The organism is Pseudomonas sp. GW821-FHT09D08 (assembly GCF_059416305.1).
Genome location: NZ_JBWKOX010000003.1, coordinates 375806 through 397774, shown reverse-complemented (window position 1 = coordinate 397774; position 21969 = coordinate 375806). Strand labels below are relative to the sequence as shown.

The 21969-nt window shown below is 62.8% G+C and carries 14 protein-coding genes; 2 read left to right on the top strand and 12 right to left on the bottom strand.

The features are described from left to right. Positions 1-2: 2 nt before the first annotated feature. The 6 genes from AC07OP_RS08035 to AC07OP_RS08010 are packed head-to-tail and all read right to left on the bottom strand — an operon-like array spanning position 3 to position 8344. Positions 3-2870 (bottom strand): aminotransferase class III-fold pyridoxal phosphate-dependent enzyme, encoded by a 2868-nt coding sequence (locus tag AC07OP_RS08035; protein ID WP_495100523.1) that lies wholly within the window; start codon positions 2868-2870, stop codon positions 3-5. A 41-nt stretch (positions 2871-2911) separates the two neighbouring features. Continuing rightward, positions 2912-4129 (bottom strand): beta-ketoacyl synthase N-terminal-like domain-containing protein, encoded by a 1218-nt coding sequence (locus AC07OP_RS08030; RefSeq protein WP_495100524.1) that lies wholly within the window; start codon positions 4127-4129, stop codon positions 2912-2914. After that, positions 4126-5424 carry a beta-ketoacyl-[acyl-carrier-protein] synthase family protein gene (locus tag AC07OP_RS08025; protein ID WP_495100525.1) on the bottom strand — a complete coding sequence of 433 codons (1299 nt, stop codon included), beginning with the start codon at positions 5422-5424 and terminating at the stop codon, positions 4126-4128. Before AC07OP_RS08025 ends, AC07OP_RS08030 begins: the two co-directional genes overlap by 4 nt. Next, positions 5421-6488 carry a beta-ketoacyl synthase gene (locus tag AC07OP_RS08020; RefSeq protein WP_495100526.1) on the bottom strand — a complete coding sequence of 356 codons (1068 nt, stop codon included), beginning with the start codon at positions 6486-6488 and terminating at the stop codon, positions 5421-5423. Before AC07OP_RS08020 ends, AC07OP_RS08025 begins: the two co-directional genes overlap by 4 nt. Before the next feature lies 1 nt (position 6489). Next, positions 6490-7764 (bottom strand): beta-ketoacyl-[acyl-carrier-protein] synthase family protein, encoded by a 1275-nt coding sequence (locus AC07OP_RS08015; protein ID WP_495100527.1) that lies wholly within the window; start codon positions 7762-7764, stop codon positions 6490-6492. A gap of 10 nt (positions 7765-7774) precedes the next feature. Beyond that, entirely contained in the window at positions 7775-8344 is a 570-nt protein-coding gene (locus AC07OP_RS08010) for an acyl carrier protein (RefSeq protein ID WP_115487163.1), read from the bottom strand. Between the two features lie 325 nt (positions 8345-8669). On the opposite strand from AC07OP_RS08010, the gene nadA reads away from it, so the two are divergent. Further along, positions 8670-9728 (top strand): quinolinate synthase NadA, encoded by a 1059-nt coding sequence (nadA, locus tag AC07OP_RS08005; protein ID WP_495100528.1) that lies wholly within the window; start codon positions 8670-8672, stop codon positions 9726-9728. A gap of 75 nt (positions 9729-9803) precedes the next feature. On the opposite strand, the gene AC07OP_RS08000 is transcribed toward nadA, so the two are convergent. The 6 genes from AC07OP_RS08000 to gcvH all read right to left on the bottom strand — a co-directional run bounded on the left by AC07OP_RS08000 (position 9804) and on the right by gcvH (position 16945). Next, a complete protein-coding gene (locus AC07OP_RS08000; RefSeq protein WP_065925902.1) occupies positions 9804-10292 on the bottom strand; it encodes an RDD family protein in 489 nt (162 codons plus the stop codon). Between the two features lie 94 nt (positions 10293-10386). Beyond that, positions 10387-10599 carry a cold-shock protein gene (locus AC07OP_RS07995; RefSeq protein ID WP_014339904.1) on the bottom strand — a complete coding sequence of 71 codons (213 nt, stop codon included), beginning with the start codon at positions 10597-10599 and terminating at the stop codon, positions 10387-10389. Positions 10600-10992: 393 nt separating this feature from the next. Further along, positions 10993-12117, bottom strand: coding sequence for a glycine cleavage system aminomethyltransferase GcvT (gene gcvT / locus AC07OP_RS07990; RefSeq protein ID WP_027605551.1), 1125 nt, complete (start codon positions 12115-12117; stop codon positions 10993-10995). A gap of 39 nt (positions 12118-12156) precedes the next feature. Further along, the gene (locus AC07OP_RS07985) at positions 12157-13533 is read right to left on the bottom strand and encodes an L-serine ammonia-lyase (protein WP_141155893.1); all 1377 of its coding nucleotides are present in this window, start codon (positions 13531-13533) and stop codon (positions 12157-12159) included. Positions 13534-13710: 177 nt separating this feature from the next. After that, complete coding sequence (gene gcvP / locus AC07OP_RS07980; protein ID WP_495100529.1) at positions 13711-16551, bottom strand: aminomethyl-transferring glycine dehydrogenase; 2841 nt, start codon at positions 16549-16551, stop codon at positions 13711-13713. Between the two features lie 10 nt (positions 16552-16561). Next, entirely contained in the window at positions 16562-16945 is a 384-nt protein-coding gene (gene gcvH, locus AC07OP_RS07975; protein ID WP_027605554.1) for a glycine cleavage system protein GcvH, read from the bottom strand. Positions 16946-17292: 347 nt separating this feature from the next. On the opposite strand from gcvH, the gene AC07OP_RS07970 reads away from it, so the two are divergent. Then, positions 17293-21960, top strand: a complete 4668-nt coding sequence (locus AC07OP_RS07970; protein ID WP_495100530.1) for a hypothetical protein — start codon at positions 17293-17295, stop codon at positions 21958-21960. Positions 21961-21969: the final 9 nt, after the last annotated feature.

Here is a 21969-nt window from a genome sequence, read left to right as displayed (position 1 = left end):
CCTTAGAGTGAGTTGTGGGTCTTGAACTGCGCCAGGCCAAAGCCATGGATCGCCGCCAAGGCACGAATCTGCTGCACTTGCTCGCGGCTGATGTCGCCGTAGGAGTAATGCTGGGTGATCCCCGCCAGGCCCATCAGCACTGACTCGGCCATGCAGGCATACAACTGGCCCTGTTTCAGATAGGCCCGCACATTCGGCGCCAACCCATCGTCGAATGGCGTCTGCACGATGCCGCCGTGCATGTACAGCACGTCGCTGCGCTGGCTGTTGATCGCCTGATCAACGTTCAACGGCACAGCGATGTCACAGATCACGCTGTGTTCGGCAAAATGCCCGGCGTCGAGAAACGGCTGCGCCGCGTTTGCCGCACACAGGACGATGCGGGCCTGCTTGAGGGCTTGCAGGTCATCGGTGACGGTAATGAACGCGTTGGCGCCAAGGCGCTCCTGCACCAGGCGCGAGACCTGCAACCCCAGTTGTGTGCTGTTGCCGTATTCGCGCAGCAGTGCACGGATACCGTCGATTTTGAGCAGGCGCTGCGCCAGCAGATCCTCGGTGGCCGTGCCCTTGATAATCGAGCGGGCTGCGTCGGCGTAAATCAGTTGAGCGGTTTTTTCCAGGCGGCGTACCGAGCCATCGCGGCCGCTGCCGATCAGGATCAAGTGGTCGACCGTGGCTGACAGCAGCGACGCATAGGTCGACGCCACGTTGCCCGCCGCGCCGACCACGGCGGCTGTCTGCGCCTGCAGCTCCAGCCCTTGCTGCTTGCAGCCTTGCTCGATGGCCTCCAGGCCCATGCCGATGGTCAAGGCGTTGCCGGAGGTCAGCGCCATGTCCGGGATTTTCAGGGCCTGGCAGTTGTTGGTCACGATGGAGGTATACATACCCAGGCCCGCGACGCGGTAGCCATCGGCGCGGGCATCCAGGATGCGATTGCCGACTTCTTTGCGAATCACGTCGAGGTCGCCACTGATGATGTAGTCCGCCATGGCGTTGGAGTCCATGCACAGCGGATACAACGTGAACTCCACGGCCATGCCCAATTGCGAGCGGATCACCACCGGGCCCACGGGGGCCGCCCGGCGTTCCGGCGCAGTGCGTTGCATGAACACACGTTTTTGCTCGGTGCTCAATTGGCCCAGGGAAGGGTCGACGTCACCGAGGATGTCGGCATCGATCAAGTGATTGATAAAGGCCACGCGGGCGACGATGGGGGTGTCCTGCGGGGCGTTGGCATGGGCGGTGACCTGGAAGCCGGTGTCGCGCGGCGCCACAGCCGGGATCAAGTCGTGACAAATGGTGGCGGCCAGCGGGAATGCATCCCCGCGTTGCAACAGGTCACAGACCTTCTGCAAGGCTTTGATCAGCCCGTCGATCTCGGCGAAGCTGATGCAGGCGGGCGGCTCCAGGCGGATCACATTGGAGTTGCTGCCCGACGGCGCCACGCGCAGGGCTTCGAATTGCAGCAGGTAGCCGGCAATCAGGTAACCCAAGGCATCGTTGTATTGGGCCGACGCCTGTACCAGCGAGCTGTTGGTGCTCTGGTCGTGCAGTTCAATGCCGAGCAACAGCCCGCGACCTCGCACGTCGGCGATTACCCCGGGGTAGGCCGCCTTCAACTCAAGCAGCGAGGCCTTGAGGTATTCGCCCTTGGTGTGCACATCCTTGAGCATCGCCTGGTCATCGGCGAACAGACGATTGAGCGCCGCCAGGGCGATATGGCAGGAGGCGTCGTCTTCGGCGAAGGTCGAGCTGTGGATATAGCTGAAGTCTTTCTCATAGTGGCTGCTGCGAATCACGGTGGCCGCAATCTTCATCAAGCCACCCCCCAGAGCCTTGGACAGGCAGTAGTAGTCGCCTTGCAGATTGAAATGACTGCTGGCCAGGAAGGTGCCGGTACGACCGAAACCGGATTGCACCTCGTCGATGATCAGCGGGCACTGCTGCTCATTGCACAGGCGGCGCAGGGCTTTATAAAAATCGGCCGCGAACTCGATGATGCCGCCTTCGCCCTGGATAGGCTCCATCAATACGGCGGTGATTGCGCTGAACGCATCACGCTTGACCAGCAGTTGATCACCGCACCATTGCACGTTCAGCCAATGGCGGGTGTGGCGCGCCGGCAGCTCCTGGAGTTGATGGGGTTGCTGGGGGTCAATGAACTCCACGTTCAGGCCGAAGCGCGCGAATGGCTGGCGATACTGTCGGCCGTAAGTCAGTTGCACCGTGTTGACCAACTTGCCGTGAAAACTGCCGCGCAACGCGATGAACACCGGCTCGACGTGCAGCTCGGCGAGGTTGTGCTGACGCACTGCCTCAACCACCTGACGCACCGTGGCCGTGGTCAGGTGGGCAGGCAGCAGGCCTGCCGGCAAGTCGAGGTCAGCCACATCCACTTCGCGGTAGGCGCGGTCGCTGGAGGTCAGTTGGGCCAGGGTAAAGTCCAGTTCGTCGAACTGGCGCTGCAGGTTTTTCTGGCGGCGAAACTCGGCGTGCTTGACCGCAATTTCTACTGCTTCGGCACCGCTGTTGGAAAAGGTCGAGATGTACGCTTCGTTGTTCTTCAATTCACGATTGAAGGCTTCGCTCAACGCGCGGCCCAACGTACCGGCCGTGGCGCGGACCGACATCTGGGCGTTAAAGGGCACGTCATTGCGCAGCAGTGTGCAGAGCTGTTCGACAAACTGCGGGTCGTTATGGCCAAACAAGGCCGCGCCGTAGCCCCCGAGGAAATCGGTGACGGTCACCTCGTCACCCTGGCGGTTGCGGTAGAACAATTTGCTGCCCAGTGCCCGTTTGAACTCACACTCAAGCCCCAGGGCCTGAAGCAGGTCGACAAACTTGGGGCGAACAAAATCACGGTAATCCATCACAGCCATGTCCTTTAAAAGAGGGAGGGGGTACACACACGTCAGGCGCTGTCGGCCTGTTCGCTGTACTTCAATTGGTAGCAAGCGCTGAAACCGTTGTCGTCGCGGTTGAGCACCAGGCCATCGTCGAGCCGCGTCGAGCAGGGAGCCCCCAGCACAAACGGCAGCTGCGCGGCCACGGGTTGGCTTAATCCGGCAATCGGTGGCACACGCTGGGCGAGCAGGGCACAGCGGGCCAGGATCAGGTCCGCCAGGCTGGGCGCCGCACTCAGCAGGCCGGTCAGCGGTACGCCACTGGTGATGTGGGCGGCGCCGGTTCGGGCCAGTGTGTGGCTCAACTGTCGGTCTTTGTCGGGCGTGCCGGTGCCGCTGCACACCAGCACGTCGGCTTGCTGGTCTGGCAGGTTCAAGTGCTCGATCGCGGCGTCGGCGGTCATTGTCTGCAGGCAGACCTGGGGTTCATCGCCCAGGTCCTCGCGACGGCGCAGGACCAGGGCCGCCGCACCTTCGCCAGCGATACCGCCGGTGCCGTGCGCATCGAAAGCGCGCAGGGTGTCCGAACCGTCGGCGCTGATCGTGCCGGCCTGCACCAGGGCGCTGAGTGCCAGCGCATCGAGTTCGCTGCCCGCACCGACGATGATCGCCACGTCAATTCGTCCGCTGTGCAACGCGGCGCACGCTTCGCGCAAGGCCGCCAGGTTGCCGGAGACCCCTTGCATGTAGGCGTTGCATTCACACTCAAGCTTGAGCGCCAGGCTGACCACGCCCAGCAGGATATTGCTCAGGCCCTTGAGCACCAGGAACGGGTCCTGTGCCCGCTCGTGCAAGATACGCCGGGCCAGGTGCCGCATGTCGGCACCTTCGCCCTGGCGGCATTCGTGGAGCAACTCGCCGTAGGACGCCAGTGATGGATGGGTATAGCCACCCTGGCAGCAATAGAGGCCGTAGGTCAGGCCGTCGGCGCCCGGCGTCAGTTGGGCTTCGGCCAGTGCCTGTCGAACCGCGCTGACGCCCCAGATGACGGCGGGCGTGCAGTAGCGTTGCAGATTTTGGGCGAGGTCCTGGCGACTGCGCTGGTGATCGTCATAGTGAATCTGCCCGAAAGCCGTGACCCGTTCACTGTGAAACTGCAAAGAGCGCAAGGGCTTGATCCCGCTGCGCGACTCACAGGCCGCCGACCAGAAGGCGTCCACGCCCCAGCCGCTGGCCAGGACACAGCCGCTGCCGGCAATGGCGATGGATGTCGGTACGCCGCTCATTGCGCGTGCCCCTGGTATTTGCCCAGCACCAGGCAGGTATTGAGCCCACCGAAGCCGAATGAATTGCTGAGCGCCACATCGACCCGGCGGTTGACGGTCTGATGGGCGCAGTAGTCCAGGTCACAGTCGTCGGCGGCACTGTGCAGGTTGAGGGTCGGGGTGATCCTGTCCTGTTGGCAGGCCAGTGCGGTGACGATGAACTCGGGGGCGCCGGCGGCCGCGATCAAGTGGCCGAATTGGGATTTATTGGCGCTGATCGCCAGCCGTCGATAGTGCTCGCCCTGGGCGAACACCGACTTGATCGCCAGGGTTTCGGCGGCATCGTTGAGCGGGGTGGAGGTGCCGTGGGCGTTGATCAGGTCCACCTGTTGAGGGCGGATGCCGGCGTCGTGCAAGGCGGTCTGCATCGCCAGGGCGGCGCCTCGCCCTTGCGGGTCGGGCGCGGTGACCTTGTAGCCGTCCAGGCTGCTGCCGAAACCCAGCACTTCGGCATAGGGCACGGCGCCACGGGCAAGTGCCCGCTCGAGGGTTTCGAGCACCACAAAGCCTGCGCCCTCACCGGCAACCAGGCCGCTGCGATGGCGATCGAACGGGCGGCAAAGCCCGGTGCCCCAGCGTTGCTCGCTGCTCGCCGCGCCCAATAGGTAAAGCGCGGTCATGGTGTCCAGGCTCAGCACCGAATCGGCGCCGCCAGCGATAGCGACGTCGACTTCTCCCCGGCGGATCATCTGGAATGCGTTACCGATGGCCTGGGACGCCCCGGCACAGGCGCTGCTGATGTTGATCACCGGGCCTTCGCAACCGATGTCGTCGGCGATCACCCGGGCCAGGCGGTCGTTGCTTTGGCACAACGAGTGGGCAGCATCGACCTGCTCAGCCTTGGCCATCAAGTAGCGCCAGGCCGGAGAGGCATTCGGCTCATCGGAGACGGTCAGCAGCATGTCCTGGATCTTGTGCGCCGGTGCGCCGGAGGCACACAGCACGGCGGCATCCCGCAACTGCGCGGGGCTCAGGCCGCTGTCGCTGATGGCTTGGCTGGCCGCCACCCAACCCAACTGGCTGCGTTTTTCCAGGGGCGTCTGCCAGGCGCGGTGGCCTTGCAGGTAGTCCGGCAGTTGGCGGGTGTCCACCGGCGCCGCGTAGCGCACCGGGAAGGTGCCGTCGGCCACGCCGTCGGGCTGCCAGGGGCGGATGCAGTGCTCACCGAGCAGCATCTGCGCCCACATGGTTTGCCATTCGAAACCGAAACCGGTCACGGCCCCGAGGCCAGTGATCACAATCCTTGGTGGGCTCATGCCTGTTTCTCCATGGCGTCATTGACCAGTAATACGGCGCCCCAATGGCCCGTACGGCTGTGATTGAGCAGCAGCGTGTAGCCATCGTGTTGATCGTGAAGGGCCAGGGCAATTTCAGTCAGCAGGGCGCTGGCCCCCAGGTTGCCGGTCATGGGCTGGCAGCTGTGGAGAATCGCCTGGGTGTCTGTGAGTAGACGCGCCAGGGATGGCGTGTCGGGTGCGGCGACAATATGGGCTACGTCGCGCAACCCCAGTTTTTCTCTGATTAATGTCTGTTGGATGACCTTGCTCGCCACGGCGTGGGCACGTTCGGGCGTGGCGCTGTAGCCACGGGCGAAGCCGGCGATGCGCAGGGCGCGTGCACCGTTTGCAGGAGGGCAGGCGCTCAGCAACAGCGCTGCGGCGCCTTCGCCGTAAACGTCCGGGGGCGGGAGAGGAGGGCGTTCGGTGGTGTCGCGCAGGTACAGGGCCGGCGAGAGATTCGGGCTACTGCTGACCACGACCCCTGCATCGGCACGCCCCTCGGCGATATGTTCGACGGCCTCGATCAGCGCGTCGACCCCGGCATTACTCTGTGAGCAGAAACCGCCCATTGGACCATGGCAGTGCAACGCTTCGGCGACATAGGCCATGACACTGCTGTTGAGCATCATCAATGCATGCAGCGGCGGGGTATAGGCAAACAGTTGCGCGAGCAGCGCATCCGGTTGCTCGGCGATGGCCTGCACGGCCTCCCAGCAGGAACTGGGGCCGTCCACTTCCGGGATGGCGGCCATCAGCGCCACCCGCTCGCCAGGCAGCTGCAAGTCATTCAACGGGCCGGCAATCTGCCCGGCGCAGTACAGCAGCCGGGCGCCCTGAGGTTCGACACTGCGTTGAATCTTGCGGTCGAACACCGTGGTCGGCAAGCGCGGTACGCTCACGGGGTACGCCAGCTGGTCCGGGGCAAAATCCAGCGGTTGTGCTGCCTGCACCGGGCCGTGCAAGTCGGCGCACTCGGTGCCGGCGTGGTTGAACACCGAAGCGGCGATCAGGTAGACGGGTTTTGCTTGAAGGCTGTTCATCTCATGCTTTTCCCAAAACCAGCGAACTGTTGACGCCACCGAAACCGAACGAATTGGACAGCACCACATCGATGGGCTGACGCTGCGTTTCGGTCAGGAAATTCAACTCAGGGAACTCGGCGTTTGCCGGGTCGTAGTTAAGGGTGGGTAGCAGCACGCCCTGTTGCAGGCTCATCAGTGACAGCACCGCCTCGATCGCGCCGCTGGCCGCCAGGGAGTGGCCGATCGCCGATTTGTTGGCTGTGAAGGTCATCGTGCTTACGCCGGTGCCGAATACCTGCGCAATCGCCAGGGCTTCACTGCGATCATTGGCCTGGGTCGATGTGCCATGGGTATTGACGTGATCGACCGCGTCGCAGCCCAGGCCTGCATGGGCGAGTGCTGCCTTCATGCAATGGGCGTAATGGCTGCCGTCGCGGCTGCTGGAGGTGATCTTCTGCGCTTCGCAATAGTTGGCGTAACCCAGGACGCGACCGATTGGCGTGGCCTTGCGGCGCTCGGCATGTTCCCTGGACTCCAGCACGATCATCGCCGCGCCCTCGCTGAGGACGAACCCGCAACGGTCGTTCATGAACGGACGGCTCTGTTGTTCGGGCGCGAGGTCGGCACGTTGGCAAATGGCGCCCAGGCCGTCGAAGCTGTAATACGACAGTTCATGGGCCATCAGCTCGACGGCGCCACATAGGGCCAGGTCGATGTCACCGCGCTCGATGGCGCGAAACGCGGCGCCGATTGCCATGGTGCCGGCCGCGCAGGCATCGGAGTGGGTGCTGATATGGTCGCGAATGCCGAGCAGGCGGGCGATGTGTACCGTCTGCTGGTCGATCCGACGAGCGAATGGGCCGCCCACCAGGGTGTGGTTGTCCAGGTAGCGATCCAGGTCGACGCTGCCGACGTCGTCCATATAGCGGCTGGCCTCTTGCAGGTCACGGCTTACACAATGCTTATTGGCGCCGAGGAACACGCCGCTGGGCACGCGGGCGAAGTCGGCGCGACCCAGGCCTGCCTGCTGGAGCGCCTGCCTGGCCACGAACTCGGCGAGCAGGCTCTGGCGCGGCAGGGGTGTGTCACCCATCGCCACTTGTGCGCTGATGGTTTGCCATTGAACGGGGTCGATGAAACCCGCGGCGCTCGCCGCAAAACCCAACTCGGCAAACACCGGGTGTTGGCGAATGCACGAACGCTTTGCGCCGATCTGCGCAAACAGCGTTGCAGCATCCAGTGCCGTGGGCGCTACCAACCCATAGCCCGTGACTAAAACCTCTCGCGGCCCCATGAAGAAACTCCTAGACCGCTTCCGGCAAGCGCGACGCGGCAAACTGCTCAACCAGATGGCGAGAAATGTCGTCGCCCTCCATCGGCGTCAAGCGCGCGCTGCAACCGCCGCACACCACCTGGCGACGCTCATTCAGACGCGCCTGGTCGGCATTGCATTCAGGGCAGGTCGCGGGGAGGTGGTCGAACATCCGGTAGCACTGCACGGCCCAATTACGCACCGTGGTGGCCGCGAACACGTCCGCCGGCTGCATGCCGGCGCGCAGTTGCCCGGGTGCAAATGCGCTCAGGCTCTGCTCCAGGAGCGCTACCCCAGCGTGGGTGATACGGCCTTTTTCGACCAGTTCGCTGACGTCGCCAAACACCGCTACCGCATGGTCCAGCACGCTGGTTTTAGGCAGCGTGCAGCCATAGTTACGGCCAAGCTGAAAACTCAGGTCGACGATATCCAGGGAGTCGGCATTCAGATCCTCCACGATGCTGCTGTGCTCATCGACCTCTGCGAGGTCCATCACCAATAGCTGCGCGAGGATTTCGCGGGTGGTGGTAATGACGCTGTCCAAGTCCAGTGGATTATTCATCGGCTATTTCCCTATAACGCGTAAATGGGGGGCAAGCAGTGGCCCTGACGGCTATTTGCTTGAGGTGATTTCTGAAGGCGGGGGAGCGTAAACCCTCCCCCGAGGGGGAGAGTCAATGTGCCATTACCGTTTTTTTTTGCCCGACAGGCACACGCGTCAAAGCCAGATTAGGCTTTTGAAACCATTGGATATTCTGTAGCCTTGCGCAGCTTCACCTTTACCCGTGCTTGATGAACACAATCACTTCGTCCGGCGGCGCCCGAAGGGCTCCAGAGCCGGTGGTACACTCGACTTTCGCGCTACTGCGCCTGCAGGTCTTGCGAACATGACGCACATTTCCGAACGCCTACTGGTTCAAGCCCACCTCGACGCCAAGCAGCCCAAGGCCCTCAGCGCCGAGGAAGAGGCGAGCCTGCGTGCCGCCATTGCTGCCGAGCTCAAGGCTCAGGACGCGGTGCTGGTTGCCCACTTCTACTGCGATCCGGTGATCCAGGCCCTGGCCGAAGAAACCGGCGGCTGTGTCTCCGACTCCCTGGAAATGGCCCGCTTCGGCGCAGCCCACCCGGCCAAGACCGTACTGGTCGCCGGTGTACGTTTCATGGGCGAGACCGCCAAAATCCTCACCCCCGAAAAACGCATCCTCATGCCGACCCTGGAAGCCACGTGCTCCCTGGACCTGGGGTGTCCGGTGGATGAGTTTTCGGCGTTCTGCGACCAGCATCCCGAGCGCACCGTGGTGGTGTATGCCAACACCTCGGCGGCGGTCAAGGCCCGGGCCGATTGGGTGGTGACCTCCAGCTGTGCGCTGGAAATCGTCGAAAGCCTGATGGACAACGGCGAGACCATCATCTGGGGCCCGGACAAGCACCTGGGTACCTACATCCAGCGCCAGACCGGCGCCGACATGCTGCTGTGGGACGGTGCGTGCATCGTCCACGAGGAGTTCAAGTCCAAGCAGTTGGAAGACATGAAGGCGCTGTACCCGGACGCAGCGATCCTGGTGCACCCGGAATCGCCGACCTCGGTAATCGAACTGGCGGACGCGGTGGGCTCCACCAGCCAGTTGATTGCGGCGGCACAGCGGCTGCCGAACAAGACCTTCATCGTGGCGACCGACCGCGGCATCTTCTACAAGATGCAGCAGCTGTGCCCGGACAAGGTCTTCGTCGAAGCGCCCACGGCCGGTAACGGTGCCGCGTGCCGCAGCTGCGCGCACTGCCCGTGGATGGCGATGAATACGCTGGAGCGCACGCTGCAGTGCCTGCGTGAGGGCAGTAACGAGATCTTCGTCGAGCCGTCGGTGATTCCTCACGCCGTGCGACCGCTCAAGCGCATGCTGGAATTCACCCAGGCTGCGCGCCTGAAGCTGGCGGGTAACGCCTGAACCGAGGCGAGCTCGGTTGAAAATGTGGGAGGGGGCAAGCCCCCTCCCACATTTAGATCTCCAATAAGAAGGGTATTATTTCTTTTGCTTCGGGATGCGCACCAACTGCGTATCCGAGTAGATGTCATGCCAACTGCGTTTGTGCTTGTCGAACAACGACCAGACAAACCCCAGCCCCACGCATAACCACGACGCAATCGACACCACAAAGCGCAACAGCGCCTGCCACAGGCTGATCCGCGAGCCGTCGGCGTTTTGCACGCGCACGCCCCAGACCTGCATGCCCAGGGTTTGCCCGGAATGGGTCCAGAACTTGGCAAAGAAACCAAACAGCACAAAGAACAGAATCGTCGACAGCAGCGGGTCACCGTCCAGTGCGCCGGATTCGGTGAGGGTGCGCATCCTGGCTTCGCCCACGAACGCGATCCACACCAGCTTGTAGATAAACGCGGTGACGATCAGCAGCGCGGTGCACAACAGGAAGTCATAGAACATCGCTGCCAGGCGACGGCCCAGGCCAACGGCGGGGAACTCGCCTTGGGGACTCAGCAAGGGTTTGGACATGGCAGGGCTCTCAGAGGAAAAAAATCATTTTACGGAATAGCGTCCATAAAAAAGCCCCTGATGTCATGTCAGGGGCTTTTTGTCGCAGGAAGGATCAGCCTTCTGCTTGTACTTCGTCAGCCTGCATGCCTTTCTGGCCTTGAACTGCAACGAAGGTGACCTTCTGGCCTTCCTTCAGGCTTTTGAAGCCGTTGCCTTGAATAGCGCGGAAATGCACGAACAGATCCGGACCGCTTTCTGGAGTGATAAAACCAAACCCTTTCTCGTCGTTAAACCACTTGACGGTACCGCTCTGACGATCAGCCATTTTCTTATTTCCTTGACGCTAAAAATTAATGACAGCCCCTTTCACATGAAAGAGTACTGGGCTGGGTTGCAGGAAAGTAAGAGACGTCGAACGGGTTGTAGCACAACTACTTCAGCTACTGCCCAGGTCCAGGTTCCAAGCGACCCATGCAAACACAGTGGGCAAACTCTACGCCAACTAATGGAGAAAAAACAAGCCCTGGAAAAAGCCCAGGTTTTGCTCGGTCGCATGACACTTCGTTGAATAATGTGAAACCGACTTATTCGATAGAATGGGTCACTTGTTATAGGTTAATTCCTATAATAATGCCTATCGTTGCTGCACTGTTTTATGGCGGTTGCGTTACAGATTAGTGCACGTTAACGCAACCGCGTTACTTATAGGAACAGTCAATCAGCCACGATAGTAACGTTGCGGCACAAATGGCATTTTGCTTACACGAAGTGGCACTTTTTTCCCACGCACCAACGCAGAAACTTCGGTGTCCAGTGCGGTGAATGCGCTGTCCAGGTAACCCATGGCCAGTGGGCCACCCAGGCTCGGGCCAAAGCCACCACTGCACACGCTGCCGATCACGCTGCCGTGTTCGTCGACGATCTCTGCGCCTTCACGCACAGGCGTGCGTTCCTGGGGCAGCAGGCCTACGCGCTTGCGGCTTACACCGGTTTGCTGCTGGGTGAAGATGCGGTCGGCACCCGGGAAGCCACCGGCACGCGCACCGTCGGTGCGTCGGGCCTTGGAGATTGCCCACAGGAGGCTGGCTTCGATCGGGGTGGTCTCGGTGTTCATGTCGTGGCCGTACAGGCACAGGCCGGCTTCCAGGCGCAGCGAGTCACGGGCGCCCAGGCCGATGGCCTGCACTTCGTCCTCGGCCAGCAGGCTGCGCGCCAGGCTTTCGGCGCTGGCGGCAGGCACGGAGATTTCAAAACCGTCTTCACCGGTGTAGCCCGAGCGGCTGACGTAGCAGTCCACGCCCAGCAGGCGCACCGGGGCGAATTGCATGAAGGTCATCCGGGTGACTTCCGGGGCCAGGCGCGCCAGTACCTTCACCGCAGCCGGGCCTTGCAGGGCCAGCAGCGCGCGTTCTTCGAACAGCGGCTCGATGCTGCACTGCTCGCCGATATGCTGGCGCAGGTGCGCCAGGTCCTGGTCCTTGCAGGCCGCGTTGACTACCAGGAACAGTTCGTCGTTACCCAGGTTCGCCACCATCAGGTCGTCGAGGATGCCGCCCTGGTCATTGGTGAACATGGCGTAGCGCTGCATGCCGACCGGCAGGTCGATGATGTCGACCGGTACCAGGGTTTCCAGGGCCTTGGCGGCATTGGCGCCGGTCAGGCGGATCTGGCCCATGTGGGACACGTCGAACAGCCCGGCCTGTTCACGGGTGTGCAGGTGCTCCTTCATCACGCCCAGTGGGTATTGCACCGGCATGTCGTAGCCGGCGAAGGGCACCATGCGTGCACCCAGCTCGAGGTGCAGGGCGTGCAATGGGGTTTTCAACAGGGTTTCGGTGGACATGTTCAGCTCCTGAAAAACGTGCCGGCGCGCCTTTAGGCGTCAGCACTCGATAATGTTGACCGCTAAACCGCCACGGGCGGTTTCCTTGTATTTGCTTTTCATGTCGGCGCCGGTCTGGCGCATGGTGCGGATGACCTTGTCCAGCGAGACGAAGTGTTGCCCGTCGCCACGCAAGGCCATGCGCACCGCATTGATGGCCTTCACCGAGCCCATCGCATTGCGCTCGATGCAGGGCACCTGCACTAGGCCGCCAATCGGGTCGCAGGTCAGGCCGAGGTTGTGTTCCATGCCGATCTCGGCGGCGTTTTCCACCTGGGAAACCGTACCGCCCAATACTTCGCACAACGCGCCAGCGGCCATGGAACAGGCCACGCCGACTTCACCCTGGCAACCGACTTCGGCACCGGAGATGGAGGCGTTTTCCTTGTAGAGAATGCCGATGGCGGCGGCGGTGAGCAGGAAGCGCACCACGCCGTCTTCATTCGCGCCAGGGATAAAGCGCATGTAGTAATGCAGCACCGCCGGCACAATCCCGGCCGCGCCGTTGGTGGGCGCCGTGACCACGCGCCCGCCGTTGGCGTTTTCTTCGTTGACGGCCAGGGCGTACAGGTTGACCCAGTCCAGCACCGACAACGGGTCGCGCAGGGCCGACTCCGGGTTCTTGCACAACTGGCGATGCAAGGCGGCGGCGCGACGCTTGACCTTCAAGCCGCCGGGCAAGATGCCTTCGTTGTGGCAGCCGGCCTCTACGCAGTCCTGCATCACCTGCCAGATCTTCAACAGGCCGGCACGGGTTTCCGCTTCCGGGCGCCAGGCACTTTCATTGGTCAGCATCACCTGGCTGATGGACAGCCCGTAGGTGGTGCAATGGCCGAGCAAGTCCTTGGCATGTTTGAACGGGAACGTCAGTGGGGTGGCGTCTTCGACGATCCGGTCGGCGCCGGCGGCATCTTCATCCACCACAAAACCGCCGCCCACCGAGTAGTACTCGCGGCTGCGGATCTGGATGCCCGCCGCATCAAAGGCACGAAAAATCATGCCGTTGGGATGGTAGGCCAGGGGTTTGCGAATCATCGCCAGGTGTTCTTTCTCGTTGAACGCAATGCTGTGTTCGCCGAGCAGGTTCAAGCGACCGTCGCCGCGCATCTGCGCCAGGCGTGCGGCCACGGTTTGGGTGTTCACGGTGTCCGGGTGTTCGCCTTCCAGGCCCAGCAGCACGGCCTTGTCGCTGCCGTGGCCTTTGCCGGTGGCGCCGAGGGAGCCATAGAGTTCCACCTTGATGCCGGTGGTGGCGCTCAGCAGGTTGTCACGCTTGAGGCCCTCGACGAATCGAGCGGCCGCGCGCATGGGGCCGACGGTGTGGGAGCTGGAGGGGCCGATGCCAATCTTGAACAGGTCGAACACGCTTAAGGACATGAGTTGTTCTCCGGTTTCTTGTTATGTATTGGGTGTACTCGGTCAATGTGGGAGGGGCGGTGCGACGATTCGACTTGCCCCCGATAGCGGTGGGTCAGTAGAAAGCTCTGGTGACTGACACACCGCTATCGGGGGCAAGCCCCCTCCCACATTTTTGACCGCGCTCAGCCAGTCGGGTTATGCGTAACTCTCGATCGACGGGCACGCACACACCAGGTTGCGATCACCAAACACATTGTCGACCCGGCCAACCGGTGGCCAGTACTTGCCTTCGATCAACGAAGCCACCGGGTACACCGCTTGTTCACGGCTGTATGGGTGGTTCCATTCACCAACCAGTTCCGCCGCGGTATGCGGTGCGTTTTTCAGCGGGTTGTCGTCCTTTTCCAAGGTGCCGTTTTCCACCGCGCGGATTTCCTCGCGGATGGCGATCATCGCGTCGCAGAAGCGGTCCAGTTCTTCCTTGGATTCGCTTTCGGTCGGCTCGATCATCAGCGTACCCGCCACCGGGAACGACATGGTCGGGGCGTGGAAGCCAAAGTCGATCAGGCGCTTGGCCACGTCATCCACGCTGATGCCGCTGCTGTCCTTCAGCGGGCGCAGGTCGAGGATGCATTCGTGCGCCACCAGGCCGTTGCTGCCGGTGTAGAGCACGGGGTAGTGCTCTTCCAGGCGACGGGAAATGTAGTTGGCATTCAGGATCGCCAGCTGCGACGCGCGCTTGAGGCCTGCGCCGCCCATCATGCTGATGTACATCCAGGTGATCGGCAGGATGCTTGCACTGCCGAACGGTGCCGCACACACCGCGCCTTCCTTGCGCGCCATGGCCGCGTGGCCGGGCAGGAAGGGCGTGAGGTGGGACTTGACGCCAATCGGGCCAACACCCGGGCCGCCACCGCCATGGGGGATACAGAAAGTCTTGTGCAAATTCAGGTGGGACACGTCGCCGCCGAACTTGCCCGGGGCGCAGAGGCCGACCATCGCGTTCATGTTGGCGCCGTCGATGTACACCTGGCCGCCGTTGTCGTGGATGATCCCGCAGATTTCGCGGATACCTTCTTCGAACACGCCGTGGGTGGACGGGTAGGTAATCATCAGCGCGGCGAGGTGCTCGCGGTGCTCGATGGCCTTGGCGCGCAGGTCTTCGATGTCGACGTTGCCACGGGCGTCGCAGGCGGTAACCACCACACGCATACCGGCCATGTTGGCGGTGGCCGGGTTGGTGCCGTGGGCCGACGATGGGATCAGGCAGATGTCACGACGTGCTTCGCCACGGCTCTGGTGATAGGCACGGATGGCCAACAGGCCGGCGTACTCGCCCTGGGAACCGGCGTTCGGCTGCAGGGAGATCGCGTCATACCCGGTGGCCGCGCAGAGCATGGCCTCCAGGTCGGAGGTCAGTTGCAGGTAGCCGGCGCTTTGCTCGACCGGGGCGAACGGGTGCAGTGCACCGAACTCGGCCCAGGTCACCGGGATCATTTCACTGGCGGCGTTGAGCTTCATGGTGCACGAGCCCAGCGGGATCATGGTGCGGTCCAGGGCCAGGTCCTTGTCCGCCAGCTTGCGCAGGTAGCGCATCAGCTCGGTTTCCGAGTGATAACGGTTGAACACCGGATGGCTGAGGATCGGCGACTGGCGCAGCAATGCGTCGGGCAGGCGGCTGTCCACCGTGGCGTTGACGTCCGGCAGGGCCTTGCCATTGGCAAAGATTGCCCACAGGGTTTCGATATCGGCCTGGGTGGTGGTTTCGTCGACCGACAGGCCAACCCGCTCGGCGTCCACCACGCGCAGGTTGATGCGCTGGGCGCGGGCCTTGTCGTGCAGCGCAGCGGTGTCGGCGCCGGTGTGCAGGGTCAGGGTGTCGAAGAAGTGTGCCTGCTCGACCTTGAGGCCCAGGGCGGTCAGGCCCTTGGCGAGCATCGCGGTCAGTTGGTGAATGCGCTTGGCGATCTGGGTCAGGCCCTGGGGCCCGTGGTACACGGCATACATGCTGGCGATGTTGGCGAGCAGCACTTGCGCGGTGCAGATGTTGCTGGTGGCTTTCTCGCGGCGGATATGTTGCTCGCGGGTCTGCATGGCCAGGCGCAGGGCCGGCTTGCCGAAGCGGTCTACCGACACACCGACCAGACGCCCCGGCATGTCGCGCTTGAACGCATCCTTGGTGGAGAAATACGCCGCGTGCGGGCCACCGAAGCCCAGCGGCACGCCGAAGCGTTGCGCGCTGCCGATGGCCACGTCGGCGCCGAACTCACCCGGCGGGGCCAGCAGGGTCAGGGCCAACAGATCGGCAGCCACGGCCACCAGGGCGTTGGCGGCATGGAAACGCTCGGTCAGCGCGCGGTAGTCGAACACGTCACCGTTGCTGGCCGGGTATTGCAGCAGGGCGCCGAAGAACCGGCTGACATCGGTCAGTTCGCGCTCATCGCCCACCACCACGTCGATGCCCAACGGCTCGGCACGGGTGCGCAGTACGTCGAGGGTTTGCGGGTGGCTGTGGACCGAGGCGAAGAAGGCGTTGCTGCCCTTGTTCTTGCTCAGGCGCTTGCAGAAGGTCATGGCTTCGGCGGCGGCGGTGGCTTCATCAAGCAGCGAGGCGTTGGCGATCGGCAGGCCGGTGAGGTCGCTGATCAGAGTCTGGAAGTTCAGCAGCGCTTCCAGGCGGCCTTGGGAAATCTCTGGCTGATAAGGCGTGTAGGCGGTGTACCAGGCCGGGTTTTCCAGAAGGTTGCGCAGGATCGGCGACGGCGTATGGCAGTTGTAGTAGCCCTGGCCGATGTAGGTCTTGAACAGCTGGTTCTGGCTGGCGATGGCCTTGATCCTGGCCAGGGCCTCGGCTTCGCCCAGGCCGTCTTCCAGGCCGAGCACGCTGGTGCCCTTGATGCTTTCCGGGATCACGCTGGCGCTCAGGGCTTCCAGGGAATCGAAGCCCAGGCTGGCGAGCATCTGCTGCTCATCTTCCTGGCGAGGGCCGATGTGGCGGGCGATGAACTCATTGGCGGTGCTGAGATTGATGGTCATGGCGCGCTCCTCAGGCTTCGGCGTTGGCTTTGATCAGGCGGTCGTACGCGTCCTGATCCAACAGTTTAGCGACTGCCCCGGCATCGGCCGGTTTGAAGCGGAAGAACCAGCCTTCGCCCAGCGGGTCTTCGTTGACCAGTTCCGGGCTGCCATCGAGCTTGGCGTTCACTTCCAGCACTTCACCGTCCAACGGCATGTACACGCCGCTGGCGGCCTTGACCGATTCAACCGTGGACGCTTCTGCGCCCTTGTCATAGGCCTGCAACTCCGGCAGTTGCACGAACACCACATCACCGAGCGCGTTCTGCGCGAAAGCGGTGATACCCACGGTGACGCTGCCGTCAGCTTCGGCGCGCAGCCATTCGTGATCTTCAGTGAAACGCAACTCGCTCATGGAAACTCCTCAGGGCCAGAATCGTCTGGTGGGCGGGATTGGAATAATGGGGAGTTGCTTAGCAATATCGCGGCCAATGCGATTAATCCTTTATTAATCAATGGCTTGGTAAAAACGGTTATAACGATAGCGCATTTATGTGTAGCGATTTCGCTACACTCCGGCCGTCGAAAAAAAGCCTATGCGGATCAAAGCCTTGCATGGCGCGCAAAAAACAAGGTTGTAGCGATATCGTTCCACTGTAGCGCTTTCAGTACGCATGGACGTCGTTTTTCGCGATTTATCTACCGTCCGGGAGGCCGGCCGGCGTTTTACCGTGCGCGCATTTCGTCATCAGGATGCGCCCCATGAGTGCTTCAAAGGTTATTCCCCCAGAGATTTCCCAGGCGCGGACGTCTCGCGATTATTTATCCAAGGTCTTCGCCCGGCGCCTGGGCCTGGGCCAAGTGGCCCGCGCAATGATCCAGGAATGGATCGGGCAGTGGTTTGCCGGTTCCGGCCTGCAGGCCGGTAACAGCTGGATCGGTGTGATCCAGCCAACCTCGAGCGGCCGCCGCCACATGCCGCTTATGACCTTGAGCGACGCACTGATCAAGCGCTGCATGAAGGGTGACGCGCTGAACTACACGCCAGGCCATCATGTGCTGTTGGTGCAGTCTGCACCGCAGGTGTTCGAACCGGCGAGCGGCGCCATCACCGTGGACGATATCGAGTGGATGCTCAACACCCTGGCGCCCGATGTGCTGGCGGGTTTTGCCGAGCGCTTGGTGCACTACTGGAACGCGCGCGTGTCGGACGGTTCTGCCGACAGCCGTTGGCACGCGGTCAGCAGCCAGTTACGTGCATGCCTGCTCACGGCGCGGCAGAACCCGCCATTGACGCCGGAGCAGGCGCGGCTGCTGCTGGGGCTGGGCGATGAGCAGGCACAGCAGCTTTGGGGGTATCGGGCGGATCGAGAAGCCTTGGGTAACGCCGATGCGCTGCATATCTATCAAGTCTATGCGGCCCAGGCCGGGACAACGGGCGAATGGCTGCCGCTGTTGGTCTTGCAGCGTCGGGTCGTGGGGCAACAGGTCACCCTCGTCTATATCCCGGCGATGAACCTGGTGCAGCTCGAGTCCCTGGACGCCTTGGGTGACCTGCTGCCGCGCTATATGGGCCGTTACCGGCCAGGGGCGCCGCTGCAATGGGTACTGCGCGAGCCCGAGGGCGATGTGTTCGATGCGTTGGCCCAGGCCTTGCTCGAACGCCAACTTCGCGATGTGCGGCGGGTTGACTGGTCGGCACTGCCCGACATCGGCAGCTATGAACAGTTGTTCACCACGCTCACCTCGCCACTGGCCTGGTTCGACCCGGACGCTCTCGAACAACCTCATGAAGAACAGCTGCCGCTCTGGTTGCAGCGGGCCAGCAGCGCGGATCGCCTGGCTTACGGTCAGTGGCTGGAGCGCCTGGCGCAGCTACAGCGCAGCACCGGCGGTGCAACGTTCCTCGATGGCCTCGAGCCGATCGATGTGTACGCGCGCAAGGCGCTGCAACGGCAAATGCGCCTGGATCATCCAGCGCAGGCCCCCATCAACCCGGACGACTGCCTCCTGACCTTCGAGCGCACCCAGGGCGGCACGGTTGGCTGGACGCAACGGACCACCCGGACCTTGACCCAGTGGTCGCTGGAAAACCCCTTCGCCACCGCCTATGCCAGTGTGCACATCAGCCACCAGGTCACCCCAGGTAACGTGCCGCACTGGGTCACGCCGGCCTATCTCAAGGGGCTGATCGAACGGGTGGACGTGGGCAAGCACTATCCGCCGTTGCTGGAGCACGCACTGATCGCTGACCCGACGCAGTCTGCACGGCGGCGCCGTTTGTTTGTCGCTCAGATGGCGCTGCAACTGCCGATGCGCGCCCTTGAAAACAGCCTGCGCCAACGCAACGGCTTTACCCGCTCCGGCGCTCGGGTGGTGCACGCGTTGCTGCGGGAAGATCCGCGCCAGCGTGTGGTCGACGGTGAGGTGATCGTCGCCAGGCCCCTGGCGTTCCTGGCCCATGCAGGCGGGCTGGCCCATCAAGCGCACAACCTGTTTGTCATCGGTCCCCGCGACAACAGCACGTTGCCGCATATTCTCTATCGGCCGGATCAAACCGACGCGATGCTGCAACAATTCCCCAGTCGCCAGGCGTTGCTCGACGCGATCGCAACGGTGGGCAGCGATCTTCAACCCGTGGTGCTGCAGCGTTTACCGCAGGACAGCCGTGCCCTGTTTGCCAACGGCGGTTTTCTGCGTCCCCATGTCCAGCGTGTGCTGCAGGGCGATGAGTTCGACGTGCTGCCCGCATCGAGCCCGGCGTTGCTGAGTGACGAAGCGGTGCGTGGCGAGTTCCTTGAGAGCGTCTTCGATGAAAACGCCCGAGACCTGTGGCAGCGCGCGGTCAAGCAGTCGGTTTCCAACGAGGCGCTGCGTTGGACCCTGTTCAAGAATGATCTGTGGCAAGTGTTCAATGCGCTTTTGCCGATGGTCAGGGGCCCGGTGGCGGTGGCGGGCTGGTTGTCCCAGACCTTCAGGACATTCCAGGCGGTGCTGGCGCTGCCGGCCGAGACGAGCCGCGAAGATTCTGCCAATGCCTTCGCCGAGCTGATCGGCAGCATGGCCGGCCTGCTGATGAGCCCGGTGGTCACGCTGGATCAACGGCTGCGCTTGAGTTCGGGCGCTGCCCAGGCACATGACTTGATCCCGGCCAGCCACACGCGCCACTCGGCGTCGACGTTTGCCTGGCAGCGTTCATTCGCCGACGTCACGGCAATGGATTTTTCCTGGGCCAACTCAAGGTCCAGGCTTACGACCCGGCAGCGTGCCCAGCTCGAGACTTTCCAATGGTCACCCAGGCAGGGCGAGCGCTGGCCCGACTCGCCGACACTGGCCTCGGCGGCCAGCCCGGTGCGTGGTCGGGTGCTGGTCCAGCGCGATGGCAGCGCGGCCCGTCACGAGCAGTACACCTTGATAGACAGCAAAGTCTATGGCGTGAGGGCGGTCAGGGATGGCTGGCGGGTCGTCGATCTGCGGCAACCCCAGCGTCTCGGCCCGTGGCTGGACAAGGATGCCCATGGGGTGTGGAAAGTCGACCTGGGCCTGCGCCTGGTTGGCGGGCAGCCAAAGAGCACGGTGGCCCAGCGGCGTGCCCACATCGAGCGGCAAAAGCTTGAGCTTGAGCACGAATACAGCGCGGCAAGCAGCGAATTGCAGAGCCTCGAGCGTGTCGTGAGCGCGGCCGAAGACCTGTGTGAGAAGGCGCACCTGACCTCCGAGGCGGCCTTTACCGAGCAGCACCGGCGCGATGCCCGGGCGCGTTACCTGCGCGAGTTGGAAAAAAAGGCCGATGCGCAACAGAAAAAACTCAATGTGCTGATGCGCAGAAACGCCAACAAGCCCCTGGACGGCTTTGAACGGGAACAGTGCCTGCAGTTGGAAGATATCGTGCTGAACATGCGCCGGCAGATGTTCGTGCTGACCTTCAGTCGCCGCGAGGAGCAGTTTTCCGCAGCGCATCTCGCGCAACTGTCGGAGCGGGTGGCGGGGGAGGACGCGATCGCGGCCCAGGCAGTGATCGGGACCTTGAGCGAAGAGAGCCGCAGGATCGGCGAGTTTCACGACAAGATGGTCAACCTGAGCTTCTGGGAGCGGGTCAATTACGAGCGGTTGCTCAGCATTCCTGCCTACAAGTCCTACATCGGTGAGTTGCAACCGTCCTCATACGGGCTGCCATTGGACTGGCGGACCGTGCAGTTGCAGGTGCTCAAGGAGCAGCTGTGGCGCCGGCTGCCCCTGCCTGAAGAACAGGATGATTACAGTCGGATCGACGCGGCCATGGATGAGGCGATCCAGTCGGCCCAGTCCCAGAAAACCATCGATGAGCCAGGCGTGCTGAGTGTGCAACAGCGCATCGACGGCACCCGGGCGGTACTGCACGAATACGCGAAAACCCTGGCGCTCCTGGATGAATACCGTGCCGCCGCGCCGGAATTGATCCATGGGGATGCCGAGGTGCCGGTGCAAGCCACGATCCTCAGCCTGGAACAGGAGTCGAGAATCGCCCTGGCAAAGCTGCTGCGTGAGCACGAGCGCAACCCTCAGCCTGGCCGGGTACGCCCCCTTGAAGCCGATCAACGGCTGATCCGCGATTCGAAAAAGCGCTATCAATTGGGGCGGGTTCGCGCCCGCACGCCGGAAGCGACCGAAGACATCGTTGATGTCATCAACCCGATTGACCAGGCCGTGGTGGTCAGCCTGCATCAGCAGCCGGGTTCGGATGCGTTCGAAGCGATCACCGAGGCTGGCGCGGTGATGCCGCGGCCGACGCGTTCCCTGGAAAACCTCAAGGCCGACGCGCGCCGCTTGTTGGCCAGGGCACCGCTGGTGCTGCAGCAGGCCCGCGATGAAGCGCGCAGTGCCACGCTGCCGGCCAGCGTCGAAGCCCGGTTGACGCGGCAGTCCGAGGGCATCAAGGCGGTTGCCGAAAAGATCCGCAAGGCGCTGCCGTCAACGCCGGATACCGCGGCCCAGGCGCTGCTCGATGAGCTGGAACAGGCCGCCAGCGACTCTCTGGAGCAGGGGCGAGGGTTGCGCATCGAGATGATCAAGCGCTTGCCGCCCGATGAGGATGGGATTGCCTGGCTCCAGGCCCAGGACCAGGTGCAGATACTGCGCATCGAGGGGCGTATTGCGCTCAAGCGGGTGGATGATTTCCTGCAGGAGTATGTGGTCAAGGACAGGCAGGGCAAGGTTCTGGCTTATGCGCACTTTCATTATTCATCGCCCACGGACCCCGATTTACCCTATAACGCCGGCCATCTGAAAAGGCCGGAGCAGCGCTTCATGAGCTTTCGCAGCCTGCTCGACAAAACCGACAACGAGGCGATCGCGATCTACTATTCGCGCATCAGCCCGCCCATGGCCGCGCAGCTGTTTTTCAGCGCCGCCGGCGTTATCAAGCATCGTGGCCGGCGTGCGTTCTGGTGAGGCAGGCGC